The sequence below is a fragment of the Pseudomonas sp. O39 genome (assembly GCF_045447295.1).
Classification (GTDB): domain Bacteria; phylum Pseudomonadota; class Gammaproteobacteria; order Pseudomonadales; family Pseudomonadaceae; genus Aquipseudomonas; species Aquipseudomonas antarctica_A.
The window spans coordinates 133254-147351 of sequence record NZ_JBJGXV010000007.1; the positions used below are offsets into that span (position 1 = coordinate 133254).

Below are 14098 nucleotides of genomic sequence, written 5' to 3' on the forward strand. Positions count from 1 at the left end.
CGAGTGAGGGTCAAGGAATGGCTGTTGGTGTGGCTGCTATTGGCGAGCCTGGGTGTGTCGGCGCAGGTGCAGGCCGTGTGTTCGGTGGTCGCCACCGTGCCGGCCAGCTTTGGCACGACGGTAAGTTCGATGACTGTGCGCACCACGTCCCAGCCCAGCTCAACGACCAACGCCGGCTTGAGCTGTACCCCGGCGGTGCTGTCGGTATTGGCTTCCAGCGACCATTTCTACGCGACCGTTACCGGTTCGTCGCAGGGCGGTTTAGTTGGGCCGACCGGTGATGTCATCAGCTATACCATCTACGCCAACAACACCGCGTCTTTTCCGATGACTCGCGGTACCGCGTTCGATTTTGGCGGCAGTGGCGGCATTGCCGCGTCCCTGGGGCTGGTGTTTGGGCCCGGCACAAAAACCGTTCCGCTGTACTTCGCTACCACCGTTGGCAGCAACGTGGCGGCGGGTGTGTACAGCGAGACGCTGAGCATTTTCTGGAACTGGAACTATTGCTCGGGCATTGGCATTGGCGGGATCTGCCTGGGCCGCGAGATCAACAGCGGAACGACCACGCTGAACGTCAGCATGACCGTGGTCAATGACTGCCAGATCACCACGCCGCCGATCGCATTCGGCAGTGCCCCGGTGGTCAGTGCCTTCGCCACGGTCACCGGGCAGGCCAGCATTGCCTGCACCAAGGGCAGTGCCTACACCGTAGGGCTCAGCGATGGGCAGAACCCGCTCAGTGTGGGCGGCCGTCGGCAGATGGTTTCTGGCAGTAATTTTCTCGCCTATGACATTTTCCAGGGAGCGGGCTCCACCCGCTGGGGTAGCGTGGGCGCAGCGCGGCGGGCCAGCGCCTCGGCAGAGATCAACCCGGGCAACGGCTTGGGCACCGGCAGTCAGGTATTCAACTACAACGCGAAAATCTACACCGACCAGGCCACACCGCCGGGTGGCACCTACCTCGACAACGTGGTGCTGGACGTGGGCTTCTAGAACTTCAGCATCTGCGTGGCGGGCTGATCCACCGGGCTGACCATCGCATAGTTGTACCCGGCGCCGGACCAGTATTCGGCTTGCAAGCCATCGGCGCTGCGGCTGCCACGGGGCAGGAAGCCGTTGTCCGGGCCCGGCGGGCGGATATAGAAGCTGATGCGGCGACCTGTCGGGTCTTCGTACAGCACCATGGCTGCCGCGCCTTGGTCCGTGGTGAGCAGGCGCCCGCTCACCGGTTTGAAACCGGATTGGCTCAAGTCCGGCAGGCGATGGGCCTGGTTGAAATAACGGTCCAGCCACGCCTGCATGGTGCCGCCATCCTGAGTCTTGTAGTCGGCGGGCATGATGCCGTCCTGGGCAAACAGGCGGTAAGCCTGCATGGCATCGGCCATCGGCAACATCGGCGGTTGAGTGGCTTCGCGGGCATGCCATCCCCCCACGCCGCCGAGGCTGACGGCGATCAGCAACACGGCTGCGGTGGCGAAGTGGCGACGGGACTGATGCTTGATGCGTAGGCGAATCAGTGCCGGGTCCAGGTCGGGGTTGGCCGGTTGTTGCAAGGCCCCGCTCAGTGACGCACGCAGCAGGTGCGCATCCTGCTGCCAGGCCTGTACCTGAGCGGCGATGTCGGGGTGCGCCGCCAAGTAGGTTTCAAGCACGCGACGGTCGCTCTCCAACAGTTGGTGGTCGACGTAGGCATGCAAATCGCGTTCGCTGGGGGGCAGGCTGATCATTTGAGTATCCGCAGGGAAGGGCTGGCAATTTCGCCATCGCTGAGTTGACGCAAGGCTTGGCGCGCCCGGGACAGGCGCGACATGACGGTGCCCACAGGCACCTCCAGGATATTGGCAACTTCCTTGTAGCTTAAGCCTTCGACCGACACCCACAGCAGCAGGGCGCGTTGTTCGGTGTTGAGTCGGTCGAAGGCTTGCAGGGTCGATTGGGCCATCACCGTGCGCTCCACCGAGGGCTGTGCGTCGTCACGGCCGGTGAAGAATTCGAGCATGCGCGCATAGCGCCGACTGCGGCGGTGGGTGTCGAGGAACTGCCGGTAGAGGATCGAGAACAGCCAGGCGCGAAGGTCGCCTTCGAGGCGTTTATCGGCCCAACTGATGATCGCCCGTTCCAGGGTCGACTGCACCAGATCGTCTGCGCTGCTGGCGTTACGCGTCAGTGACACGGCAAAACGCCGCATTCTGGGGATGAGTTCACGTAACTGTTCGTCGAGTTCATGCATGGGGGTCTGGCTGGTCGCTACGCTGGGACTAGAGAGACGTCCGGCGTTGAGGGTTATTCCCGGTTCCGAAAAATAAACCCGGAACCCGGGAATAGAGCTGATCGGCGTTCGTCTTAATGCTCCGACCTTATGTTTCAACCCTTAGGCCTCTGGCCCTGGAGTCAGTTCATGGTAGATCACTCATCACCGCCCCGTCCTCCCTTGAGTACCGCGAGCCTGATCGCGCGGCTCGCCGGTATCGGTGCTGTGGTTGCAGTTGTTGCTGGGGCGTTTGCCTACGTCAACGGCACGCTTGACCCACAGCGCCTGCGCCCCAAAAACCTGGTCAATGCTCTGGAAGCCAATAACGGTTTGCACCCGGGCTTCCGACGCAATCATGCCAAAGGCGTGTGCGTGGCCGGTTACTTCGAGAGCAGCGCCGACGCGCGTGCTTACTCCAGTGCGCAGGTGTTCAGCGCGGCTAAAACCCCGGTGATTGGTCGATTTGCCTTGCCCAGCGGCAACCCCTATGCGCCGGACAGCAGTGTGCCGATTCGCAGCTTTGCGCTGCAATTCAGCCAGGCCAACGGCCAGCAATGGCGCACGGGGATGAACAGCATGCCGGTGTTCCCGGTGGGCACGCCTGAGGCGTTCTACCAGATGCTCAAGGCCGGCGCGCCAGACCCTGCGACCGGTAAGCCAAACCCGGCGAGTATGCCGGCGTTTTTTGCCGCGCACCCGGAAACCGCGCCGTTCCTGGCATGGGTAAAGACCGCCAAGCCATCGGCGAGTTACGCGACTGAAACCTACAACGGCATCAATGCGTTTTATCTGGTGAGCGCCGACGGCAAGCGCCAGGCGGTGCGTTGGGGGGTAGTGCCGCAGAGCCAGGATGCGGCGGGTGATACCGCGCCCTCGGGCAGCGACTTCCTGGAAAAAGACCTGGTGCAGCGCCTGACGTCGGGCCCGCTGCGCTGGCAGTTGAACATGACGCTGGCCAACCCCGGTGACCCGCTGGACGATGCGAGCAAACCCTGGGTGGGCGAACACAAGGTGCTCAACGCCGGCACTCTGGTGCTGCAAAGCAGCCAGCCGCAAGCGGAGGGTGATTGCCGCGATATCAACTTTGACCCGCTGATTTTGCCCAATGGTATCCAAGCCTCCAACGACCCGCTGCTGGCAGCACGTTCGGCTGCCTATGCCAGTTCGTACCTGCGCCGCGCCGGTGAAGTCAGCCCCTTGCACAGCGCCCCCCTGGAGTCGAAGCCATGAATGTTCAACCACGGTTTTTCGCGCCGCTGGCCCGTCTGCTGCATTGGCTGATGGCACTGATGGTCATCGCCATGTTGTTTATCGGAGCGGGTATGGCCGCGTCGGTGTCGGAGCGCCATGAGTGGCTGATTCATCTGCACAAGCCGCTGGGTATCGCGATCTTGGCGTTGGTGATCGTACGGTTGGTGGTGCGCTTTTCCACACGGCAACCGCCGCTTCCGGTCGATTTGCCATTGTGGCAAGTGCTGGCCGCCAAGGCCTCGCACGTAGTGCTGTACGGATTGATGCTGGTGTTGCCGCTGCTGGGGTGGGCGATGATTTCCGCGGCCGGTGACCCGGTAATGCTCAGCAGTTCGGTGCAACTGCCGGCGCTGGTGGGGGCCAACGCGCCGTTGTTTGCGCTGTTGCGCAAAGCCCATGGCTATCTCGCCTATCTGTTGTTCCTGACGGTGCTGTTGCACCTGGCGGCGGCCCTGTTCCATGGGCTGATTCGTCGCGACGGCGTGCTGCAAAGCATGACCGGCACCAAGGACTGATGCCGGGGGCAGGGCGGTTAGCGTAGCGCCGTGACGATTTCGGCCACGGTGCTCAATACGTCCTTGCCCAGCTGTTTGGAGCGTTCACCTGACCAACCGGTTTTCGGGTTGGGCGCGTCGTCGTTGTCCTTGAAGGGCATCTCCAGGGTCAGTGACAGGCAGTCATACCTTTCACCGACCGCATTACAGGCCAGCGTCATGTTGGCCTCGCCCGGCAGGTCACGGGTGTAACCGTGGGTGGTCTGGAAGTCGCGGATCAGGGCGCTCAAGTGACTGCGGAAGTGTTTTTCCAACGCTTCGATACGCGGGGTGTAACCGGGGTTGCCTTCGCAACCGGCGGTGAACACGTAGGGGATTTCCTCGTCGCCGTGGATATCGAGGAACAGGTCGACGCCGTATTTTTCCATCTGCTGCTGGGCGAACAGCACTTCCGGGCTGATCTCCTGGCTGGCGTTCTGCCAGGCACGATTCAGGTCCTGGCCCATGGCGTTGGTGCGCAAGTGGCCATGGAAGGCGCCGTCAGGGTTCATGTTCGGAATAAGGTACAGGTCGGCGACAGACAGGAGTTTTTTCAGCTCAGTGTCACCGTCCTGTTGCAGTCGCTCGATGATCCCTTCCATGAACCATTCGGCCATGTGTTCGCCGGGGTGTTGCTGGGCGATGATCCAGACATTACGCCGGCCCTCGCCACCTTTGCCGCGGCGCAGCAGTTGGATGTCGCGACCTTCTGCACTTTTGCCGGTGGCGAGCAATTGGGTGCCGGCGCGGTTCAAAGCCTGCCCGATCAGCCAGTCATGACGTTTACGGCTGTAGGGTTCAAAGTAGGCGATCCATGCGTGTTTCTCGCGGGTTTCCAAACTGATGTGCAGCGTTTCGCCATCAAAGCGCGTGGGCACGCGGAACCAGTTGATGTGGTCGTAGGACGCCACGGCGTTGTAGCCGCTCCAGGCGTTTTTGTAGGAGGACTGGCTGGCGTTACTCAAGCGAAAGGTATGGGTGTGACCCACGTGCATACCTTCGGCCTTGAAGTGGAACCATTGGAAATGCGCGCTGCGGGTATCGGGTTTGATCGCCAGCAACAGCTGGTAAGCGTCGCTGGCATCCAGGACCTGGATGTTGCCGCTGTCGAAGTCGGTGCTGATCTTGATGGAGGTCAAGGCCACGGTCATAGTCTGGGCTGCCTGAGTATGATTGTTGTGGCGGATATCTTACACAGGAGTCAGGCAAAATCTTGATGCAAAATTGTTGCATGGGGAGGGGGCGTCATCCTTGACGCAACAGCAGCTTAGAATCTATGAGATTGATTCTCAAGCGCTATTTCGCAAAGATCCGGGCTAGAGCGTTCGTTCGGCTTGGTTTTGGGGATGGTCTTTTGCTACCATGCGCACCATTCAGCAACACACAGTCTTCATTAGCCTGAAGCCATGCCAGGGAAACTGGCAAAAAAAAGACCCGGCCAAAGAGCCGGGTCAAAAACCGTGATTAGCCTGATGAGGAGATATTCCAAGAGTCCGACCTAAGGTCCCTTGGTCTATCGACTGATCTCGCGATCAGCTGGGTCCAATAGTAATCATTATCATTTGCAAGTCAAATGTTTTTATCCATCCGATAGAAATATTTTTCCTTCGCGCCCGTCATGCGGTGGCCTGAGCAGCAGGCACCTGCAACGTCTGCTCCACCATTGCTTTCGCCATATCAATCAAATACACCACCGAAAACGCCAGGTCCCGCTGGTTGCCCTGACGGCTGCTTGCCGATTCATAGGCTGCTGCTGCCGCACTGCGTAACAGGTCCGAAGCGTGCACCAGTGCATCCTCATGGCTGATGCCGGGCTTGATGTCGAAAAACGTGGCGTCCGTGATCGGCGCCGACACATCCTCTTTCAAGTAATAGTCGAGTGCGCGCTTGGCGGCGCCGCTGTTGCACATGAGCAACAGTTCGTCGGTTTCAGCCGCGTCAGGCTGGTGATTTGGGCTGGTCGTCATGAGGGCGGGTACTCTGAGTGAATGTCGAAAACCTGCACCTGATATTAATACGAATCGTATTTATGTCATTTGATTGATTACTACAAACTGTTTATTGTCGTGGCGAATACGCAACGTATCGTCACGCCCCATGGATAACTGGATAGCGTTGGTCAAAACCAACATGAAAGACCGCAAGGTCACGCAGGACGAGCTGGCCGAACGCTTGGGCATGTCCCAGGGCGGCGTTGGGCATTGGCTCAACAAACGTCGTGTGCCCAGCCTGGCGGACATGAACCGGGTACTTGCCGAGTTAGGGCTGGGCGATCTGGAAGTGGCGCTGGAAATTCGCGAGAGAGCCCATGAAGCGCCGGCGTTGGAAAAACACTACAACCCGTATTTTCGCTACCCGGTCAGCGACTGGAAGGGCGTCTGTGAAGTTCGTGAAGAACGCCCGACCTACGGCGCTGCGCGATTCGAATTGACCGATTACCACGCCCGCGGTGAAGCCTTCTGGCTGCCTGTGACAGGAGACGCCATGACCGCCCCGAGCGGACTGAGCATCGGCGCAGGCATGATGATCCTGGTGGACCCGGCCATCGATGCCGAACCCGGTAAACTGGTGGTCGCTCAATGGGCCGACAGCACCCAGGCGACCTTTCGCCAGTTATTGGAAGAGAGCGGCCAGCTTTACCTGGTACCGCTCAACCCGACTTACCCCAAATTACGCTTCACCGACGATTGCCGAATTCTTGGGGTCGTCGTGCAAGCCACTGCGAAGTTTTAGTCCGCTGCTTCGAGCTCCACCAAGGCACTGCCTTCGGCAACCATTTCGCCTTCCTGGCAGAACAGCGCCTTGACCACGCCGGTTTGCGGCGCGCGGATGCTGTGCTCCATCTTCATCGCCTCCAGTACCACCAGTTGGGTCCCGGCTTCCACGGTTTGCCCAACCTCCACCAGCACGCGCACGATGCTGCCGTTCATCGGCGCGGTGAGGCCACCCTGATGAGATTGGTTGGCCTCGACCGCCGCAATCGGGTCAAACAGGCTGACAGCGTGCATCTCACCGTTCCAGCGCAGGTACACGGTGTCTTCGTTACGCACCGCCAGATGAGCGCGGCGTACGCCGTTGTGTTCGGTCCATAACTGTTCACCTTGCAACTGCGGCGGGCTCTGGCACAGCCTTACCAGATGATCCTGCCCATTGCAGCTCAGGTGCAGCGAAACATCGGCCGGTAATCCCGTGCGAAACCCGCGCGTATCCGCCCAAGGACCGTCACCGGCCGGCAAACTCTGCATAAATGCCGAGCCCGCTGCCTGCCAGAATTCATCACTCAAGGCGCCGGCCACGGGCAGTAGCTGGTCCTGATAGCGCGGAATAAACCCGGTATCCAATTCAGCTGCCGCAAACGCCGGGTGGCCGATGATGCGCCGTAAGAAGCCGAGGTTGGTCTTGAGCCCGCCCACGGCGAACTCATCCAGCATGCTCAACAAGCGCAGACGCGCCTGTTCACGGTCTTCACCCCAGGCAATCAGTTTGCCGAGCATCGGGTCGTAGAACGGTGAAACGCTGTCGCCTTGTTCGACGCCGCTGTCCACGCGGCGGCCCGGTCCCGGCGCAGATTCGCGGTACAGCGTAAGGCGCCCGGTGGCCGGCAGGAAATCATTGGCCGGGTCCTCGGCATACAAGCGCACTTCAATCGCATGCCCCCTCAAGGGCACCTGCGCTTGAGTGATCGGCAGTGGCTCACCCTGGGCGACACGAATCTGCCAGGCCACCAGGTCGAGGCCGGTAATCGCCTCAGTCACCGGATGCTCCACTTGCAGCCGCGTGTTCATCTCCATAAAGAAAAATTCGCCGCGCGAGTCCAGCAAAAACTCCACCGTGCCTGCGCCCACGTAGCCGATCGCCTGGGCGGCGCGCACGGCGGCTTCGCCCATGGCTTTGCGCTGTGCAACACTCAGGCCCGGCGCCGGCGCTTCTTCCACCACCTTTTGGTGACGACGCTGAATCGAGCAGTCGCGTTCATTGAGGTACAGGCAGTGGCCGTGCTGGTCGGCAAACACCTGGATTTCCACATGGCGCGGCTTGAGCAGGTATTTTTCCACCAGCATCTGCCCGTTGCCGAAGGATGAAAGCGCTTCCCGCTGGGCCGACGCCAAGGCTTCGGCCAGTTGGCTGACCTCCTCGACCACCTTCATGCCTTTGCCGCCGCCCCCGGCCGTGGCCTTGAGCAACACCGGATAACCGATACTTTCACAGGCATCGCGAAAGGTTTCCAGGTCCTGAGCGTCCCCGTGATAACCCGGCACCAGCGGCACGCCGGCCTTTTCCATCAATGCCTTGGCTGCCGATTTGCTGCCCATGGCGTCAATGGCAGAGGCGGGCGGGCCGAGGAAGATCAAACCCGCCGCCTCAATTGCACGGGCAAATCCGGCATTTTCTGACAGGAAACCATACCCCGGATGAATCGCCTGGGCGCCGCTGGCCTGTGCAGCGGCGATCAGCTTGTCGATTTGCAGGTAGCTGTCGGTGGCCTTGCTGCCACCCAGGTCGACACGAATATCCGCTTCGCGGCTATGGCGCGCATCGCGGTCCGTGGCGCTGTGCACGGCCACGGTGGTCAGCCCCATGGCCTTGGCCGTGCGCATCACTCGGCAAGCAATTTCGCCACGGTTGGCCACCAGTACAGTGGTCAGTGTACTCATGAACGGGGCTCCTGGGCTTGCCAACTGGGCGAGCGTTTTTGCAGGAAGGACCGCAACCCTTCTTGACCCTCGGCGCTGACGCGAATCCGCGCAATGGCGTTTTCGCAGTAACGACGCAGGGCCGGGGTGAGTGCGCCGTTGCCCACCTCACGCAACAAATCCTTGCTGGCGCGCATGGCGGCCGGGCTGTTAAGCAGTAGATTGGCGACCCACTGTTCTACGTGTTGGTCCAGTTCGGCCACCGGGTAACTTTCCGCCAACAAGCCGATATCCCGTGCCTGCTGGCCGCCAAAACGCTCGGCCGTCAGGGCATAGCGCCGCGCCGCACGCTCGCCGATGGCCTGCACCACGAACGGGCTGATCACCGCCGGTGCCAGGCCGATGCGCACTTCCGACAGGCAGAACTGCGCGTCATCGGCCCCAATCGCCATGTCGCAGCAGCTGATCAAGCCCAGTGCGCCACCGTAGGCCGCACCTTGTACCACCGCCAGCGTCGGGATTTTCAGCTTGGCCAGGTTGTACATCAGTTCGGCCAGCTCGCGGGCGTCGTCCAGGTTGGTGTGGTAGTCCAGCTCGGCAGATTGTTGCATCCAGGCCAGGTCAGCACCGGCGCTGAAGTGCTTGCCGCGTCCGCGCAGCACCAAAAAACGCAGGGATGAATCACCCTGCACCTGGTCGAGGGCGATGATCAGTTCGCGGATCATCTCGGCGTTGAACGCGTTGTTCTTGGCTTCACGGCTGAGCCACAGTGTGGCGAAGCCACGGCTGTCGGTGATCAGTTCGAGGGTGTTGAAATCGCTCATGGGTACAGCTCCATTTACATGCGAAACACGCCGAAGCGGCTCGGCTCGATGGGGGCATTCAGCGAAGCTGACAAGGCCAGCGCCAGCACGTCGCGGGTCTGCAACGGGTCAATCACACCGTCATCCCACAGGCGCGCGCTGGAGTAGTAGGGGTGGCCCTGGGTTTCGTACTGGTCGAGGATCGGCTGCTTGATGGCGGCTTCTTCCTCGGCGCTGAACCCGACGCCTGCACGTTCGGCCTGTTCACGCTTGACCTGGACCAATACGCCGGCCGCTTGTTCTGCCCCCATTACGCCGATGCGCGCGTTTGGCCACATCCACAGAAACCGCGGGTCGTAGGCGCGCCCGCACATGCCATAGTTCCCGGCACCAAAGCTGCCGCCGATGATCACCGTAAACTTCGGCACCTTGGCGCAGGCCACTGCGGTGACCAGCTTGGCGCCATGCTTGGCGATGCCGCCGGCTTCGTACTTTTGGCCGACCATAAAGCCGGTGATGTTCTGCAGGAACAGCAGGGGAATCCCGCGCTGGCAGGCCAGTTCGATAAAGTGCGCGCCTTTTTGTGCCGCTTCGGCAAACAGAATCCCGTTATTGGCGAGGATCGCAATCGGGTAGCCGTGAAGGTGGGCAAAGCCGCACACCAAGGTGGTGCCGAACAGCGCCTTGAACTCATCGAACACCGAGCCATCCACCAGGCGCGCGATGACTTCGCGCACATCAAACGGCTGCTTTGCGTCGGCCGGGATCACGCCGTAAAGCTCTTCGCTGCTGTACAGCGGCGCCACCGGTGTGCGTTGCAGTAACTCACCCTGTTTGCGCCAGTTAAGGTTGGCCACGCTGCGCCGTGCAAGGGCCAGGGCGTGTTCATCACTGTCGGCATAATGGTCGGCTACGCCGGAGATCTTGCAGTGCACATCGGCACCGCCCAGGTCTTCGGCGCTGACCACTTCGCCAGTCGCCGCTTTTACCAGTGGCGGCCCGGCGAGGAATATCGTGGCTTGCTGGCGCACCATGATCGCTTCGTCGGCCATCGCCGGCACATACGCGCCGCCGGCGGTGCACGAGCCCATCACCACTGCGATCTGCGGGATGCCCTGGGCGCTCATGTTGGCTTGGTTGAAGAAGATGCGTCCGAAGTGTTCGCGGTCGGGGAACACCTCGTCCTGGCGGGGCAGGTTGGCGCCGCCGGAATCCACCAGGTAGATGCACGGCAGGCGGTTTTGCTCGGCGATGGTCTGGGCGCGCAGGTGTTTTTTTACCGTGAGCGGGTAGTACGAGCCGCCTTTTACCGTGGCGTCGTTGGCGACGATCATGCATTCGACGCCTTCCACGCGGCCGATCCCGGCGATCACGCCGGCGGCGGGTACGTCTTCGCCATACACCTGATGGGCAGCCAGTTGGCTGAGTTCGAGGAACGGCGAGCCAGCATCGAGCAAACGGTTGATTCGCTCGCGAGGTAGCAGCTTGCCGCGTGAAGTGTGCCGCTCCTGGGCTTTCGCGCCGCCGCCTTGTTGTACGTGGGCGAGCAGGGTGTGCAGGGCGTCGACCTGGTGGCGCATCGCCGCGCTGTTGGCGGCAAATTCCGCCGAGCGCGGGTTGAGCTGGGTGTGCAAGGTGGCCATGGGCGCGCTCCGTCAGCGGGTTTCGTTGAAGAGTTCGCGACCGATCAACATGCGGCGAATCTCACTGGTGCCGGCGCCAATTTCGTACAGCTTGGCGTCACGCAGCAGTCGCCCGGCGGGGAATTCGTTGATGTAGCCGTTGCCGCCGAGAATCTGGATCGCGTCGAGGGCCATTTGCGTGGCGCGCTCGGAGGTGTAAAGGATCACCCCAGCGGCATCCTTGCGTGTGGTTTCGCCGCGCTCGCAGGCCCGGGCCACGGCGTACAGGTAGGCGCGACCCGCGTTGAGATGGGTGTACATGTCGGCGACCTTGCCCTGGATCAGCTGGAATTCGCCGATGCTTTGGCCGAACTGCTTGCGATCGTGGATGTACGGCACGATCAGGTCCATGCACGCTTGCATGATGCCGATCGGACCACCCGCCAGCACCACGCGTTCGTAGTCCAGGCCGCTCATCAGCACTTTGACGCCGCCATTAAGTACGCCGAGGATGTTTTCTTCCGGCACTTGCACGTCATCGAAAAACAGCTCGCAGGTGTTGGAGCCGCGCATGCCCAGCTTGTCGAATTTGTTGCTGCGGCTGAAGCCTTTCCAGTCGCGCTCGACGATAAAGGCGGTGATGCCGTGAGGGCCTTTTTCCAGGTCGGTCTTGGCGTAGATCACGAAGGTATTGGCGTCGGGGCCGTTGGTGATCCAGGTCTTGCTGCCATTGAGCACGTAATGGTCGCCGCGTTTTTCGGCGCGCAATTTCATCGAGACGACATCGGAGCCGGCATTCGGCTCGCTCATGGCGAGCGCGCCGACGTGCTCGCCGCTGATCAGCTTGGGCAGGTACTTGAGCTTCTGCGCGTGGCTGCCGTTGCGGTTGATCTGGTTGACGCACAGGTTGGAGTGGGCGCCGTAGGACAAGCCGACCGAGGCCGACCCACGGCTGATTTCTTCAATGGCGACCACATGCGCGAGGTAACCCAGGCCGGCGCCGCCATACTCTTCCGGCACGGTGATACCGAGCAAGCCCATGTCACCGAACTTGCGCCACATATCGGCGGGGAACAGGTTGTCACTGTCGATTTGTGCCGCGCGGGGAGCGATTTCCTTGGCCACGAAGGACTGCACCTGATCGCGCAGCATGTCGATGGTTTCGCCGAGGGCGAAGTTCAGGGACGGGTAACTCATGGACAGGCACCTTAATGTGAGCATTGTTTTTGTGTGGGTTGAGCGCCGGGGGAGGTTGCTCACCTTTACGTTAACGTAAGCTTGCGTTGCGAGGCTGTCAATCGTAGTTTACGTTTACGTCAAGCAACCGCCGTCCACCTTACAAAAAAGACAAAAGGGGTCGTTATGGATCAACTGAATCAGAGCTACAGCCGTGGCGCTCAGGACAAGACGTTGCTGGCCATGACTATCGGCCAAGCCTTCGACAACACGGTTTCGCAATACCCCGATGGCGAAGCGCTGGTGGTGCGCCATCAGCAACGCCGCTACACCTGGCGACAATTGGCCGAGACTGTTGATCTGCACGCACGCGCGTTCCTCGCCTTGGGCATGCAAACCGGTGACCGCCTCGGTGTCTGGGCTCCCAATTGCGCCGAGTGGTGTATCAGCCAAATCGCCAGCGCCAAGCTCGGGGTGATTCTGGTGAATATCAACCCCGCCTATCGCAGCAGTGAATTGGCGTACGTCCTCAAGCAATCCGGTTGCCAGTGGCTGGTGTGTGCGGGGTCGTTCAAGGGCTCTGATTACCACGCCATGCTGCAAGAGTTGCAGCCGGACCTGCGTGCCATGATCAGCCTCGACCCCAGCCCGCCCGCAGGATTCCTGCCCTGGTCACAATTGTCGGCCCTCGGCGCAGGCGTCCCGCCCGAACAACTGCACAGCCGCCGGGCCAGCCTGCACTTCGATCAAGCCGTCAACATCCAGTACACCTCCGGCACCACCGGCTTCCCCAAAGGGGCCACCCTCAGTCACCACAACATCCTCAATAACGGTTACATGGTCGGTGAAAGCCTGGGCCTCACGGCGCAGGATCGCCTGGTGATCCCGGTGCCGCTGTATCACTGCTTCGGCATGGTGATGGGCAACCTTGGTTGCATCACCCATGGCACCACCATGATTTACCCCAATGATGGCTTCGACCCTCTGCTGACGCTCACTGCCGTTGCCGAAGAGCGCGCCACCGGGCTGTACGGGGTACCGACGATGTTCATCGCATTGCTCGATCACCCGCGCCGGGGCGAGTTCGACCTGTCGACCCTGCGCACCGGCATCATGGCCGGCGCTACATGCCCCATCGAGGTCATGCGCCGTGTCATCAGCGAGCTGCACATGGGCGAGGTGCAGATCGCCTATGGCATGACCGAAACCAGCCCGGTGTCACTGCAGACCGGCGCCAATGACGACCTCGAGCGCCGTGTCACTACCGTCGGGCGCACTCAGCCGCAACTGGAAAACAAGATCATCGACATCGATGGCAATACGGTTGCACGCGGAGAGATCGGCGAATTGTGCACTCGGGGCTACAGCGTGATGCTCGGCTACTGGAACAACCCCGACGGCACCCGCGACGCCATCGATGACGCGGGCTGGATGCACACCGGCGACCTGGCGACCATGGACGAGCACGGCTATGTGTGCATCGCCGGGCGTAACAAGGACATGATTATTCGCGGCGGTGAAAACGTGTATCCGCGTGAGCTGGAAGAGTTTTTCTTCACCCACCCGGCGGTGGCTGACGTGCAAATCATCGGCATCCCGGATGCGCGTTACGGTGAAGAGATCGTGGCGTGGATCAAGTTCCATCCCGGCCATGTCGCCAACGAGCTGGAGCTGCAAACCTGGTGCAAGGGCCGCATTGCACACTTCAAGACGCCCAAGCACTTTAAGTTCGTCGACGAGTTTCCGATGACCGTAACCGGCAAGATCCAAAAGTTTCGCATGCGTGAGATCAGCATTGAGGAACTGACGCGTTAACTACTTAGCCCCC

The 14098-nt window shown here is 61.1% G+C and carries 13 protein-coding genes; 5 read left to right on the forward strand and 8 right to left on the reverse strand.

Going from position 1 to position 14098, the window contains the following annotated elements; all coding sequences use genetic code 11:
- Positions 1–3 precede the first annotated feature (3 nt).
- Positions 4–993: a spore coat U domain-containing protein gene (locus ACI77D_RS12920; protein ID WP_156526326.1), complete on the forward strand. Its 990-nt coding sequence runs from the start codon at positions 4–6 to the stop codon at positions 991–993.
- Here the strand turns inward: ACI77D_RS12920 and ACI77D_RS12925 are convergent.
- Complete coding sequence (locus tag ACI77D_RS12925; protein WP_064452986.1) at positions 990–1727, reverse strand: anti-sigma factor; 738 nt, start codon at positions 1725–1727, stop codon at positions 990–992. The two genes, ACI77D_RS12920 and ACI77D_RS12925, sit on opposite strands and share 4 nt — an antisense overlap.
- Complete coding sequence (locus tag ACI77D_RS12930) at positions 1724–2230, reverse strand: sigma-70 family RNA polymerase sigma factor (RefSeq protein ID WP_064452985.1); 507 nt, start codon at positions 2228–2230, stop codon at positions 1724–1726. Before ACI77D_RS12930 ends, ACI77D_RS12925 begins: the two co-directional genes overlap by 4 nt.
- A 168-nt stretch (positions 2231–2398) precedes the next feature.
- Between ACI77D_RS12930 and ACI77D_RS12935 the strand changes: the two genes are divergently transcribed.
- Complete coding sequence (locus tag ACI77D_RS12935; protein WP_407016704.1) at positions 2399–3481, forward strand: catalase family peroxidase; 1083 nt, start codon at positions 2399–2401, stop codon at positions 3479–3481.
- Positions 3478–4017 (forward strand): cytochrome b, encoded by a 540-nt coding sequence (locus ACI77D_RS12940; RefSeq protein WP_221295126.1) that lies wholly within the window; start codon positions 3478–3480, stop codon positions 4015–4017. The genes ACI77D_RS12935 and ACI77D_RS12940 overlap by 4 nt, the downstream gene beginning before the upstream one ends.
- Before the next feature lie 17 nt (positions 4018–4034).
- On the opposite strand, the gene ACI77D_RS12945 is transcribed toward ACI77D_RS12940, so the two are convergent.
- Together ACI77D_RS12945 and ACI77D_RS12950 are read right to left on the reverse strand one after the other, a co-directional pair.
- Positions 4035–5186, reverse strand: a complete 1152-nt coding sequence (locus ACI77D_RS12945) for a M14-type cytosolic carboxypeptidase (RefSeq protein ID WP_407016706.1) — start codon at positions 5184–5186, stop codon at positions 4035–4037.
- A 465-nt stretch (positions 5187–5651) separates the two neighbouring features.
- Positions 5652–6002: a DUF6124 family protein gene (locus ACI77D_RS12950; RefSeq protein ID WP_407016707.1), complete on the reverse strand. Its 351-nt coding sequence runs from the start codon at positions 6000–6002 to the stop codon at positions 5652–5654.
- A 130-nt stretch (positions 6003–6132) separates the two neighbouring features.
- Between ACI77D_RS12950 and ACI77D_RS12955 the strand changes: the two genes are divergently transcribed.
- On the forward strand, positions 6133–6768 hold the full coding sequence (locus ACI77D_RS12955) for a LexA family transcriptional regulator (RefSeq protein WP_262665323.1): 636 nt from the start codon (positions 6133–6135) through the stop codon (positions 6766–6768).
- Here ACI77D_RS12955 and ACI77D_RS12960 read toward each other — a convergent pair.
- From ACI77D_RS12960 to ACI77D_RS12975, 4 genes are read right to left on the reverse strand one after another with little or no spacing between them, the layout of a single operon-like run.
- Complete coding sequence (locus ACI77D_RS12960) at positions 6765–8690, reverse strand: acetyl/propionyl/methylcrotonyl-CoA carboxylase subunit alpha (protein ID WP_221295123.1); 1926 nt, start codon at positions 8688–8690, stop codon at positions 6765–6767. The two genes, ACI77D_RS12955 and ACI77D_RS12960, sit on opposite strands and share 4 nt — an antisense overlap.
- On the reverse strand, positions 8687–9493 hold the full coding sequence (locus ACI77D_RS12965) for a gamma-carboxygeranoyl-CoA hydratase (protein WP_221295122.1): 807 nt from the start codon (positions 9491–9493) through the stop codon (positions 8687–8689). The genes ACI77D_RS12960 and ACI77D_RS12965 overlap by 4 nt, the downstream gene beginning before the upstream one ends.
- Before the next feature lie 14 nt (positions 9494–9507).
- Entirely contained in the window at positions 9508–11115 is a 1608-nt protein-coding gene (locus ACI77D_RS12970) for a carboxyl transferase domain-containing protein (protein ID WP_064452977.1), read from the reverse strand.
- 12 nt (positions 11116–11127) lie between these two features.
- Positions 11128–12291 carry an isovaleryl-CoA dehydrogenase gene (locus ACI77D_RS12975; RefSeq protein WP_064452976.1) on the reverse strand — a complete coding sequence of 388 codons (1164 nt, stop codon included), beginning with the start codon at positions 12289–12291 and terminating at the stop codon, positions 11128–11130.
- Between the two features lie 174 nt (positions 12292–12465).
- On the opposite strand from ACI77D_RS12975, the gene ACI77D_RS12980 reads away from it, so the two are divergent.
- Positions 12466–14085, forward strand: a complete 1620-nt coding sequence (locus tag ACI77D_RS12980; RefSeq protein WP_407016734.1) for an AMP-binding protein — start codon at positions 12466–12468, stop codon at positions 14083–14085.
- Positions 14086–14098 lie beyond the last annotated feature (13 nt).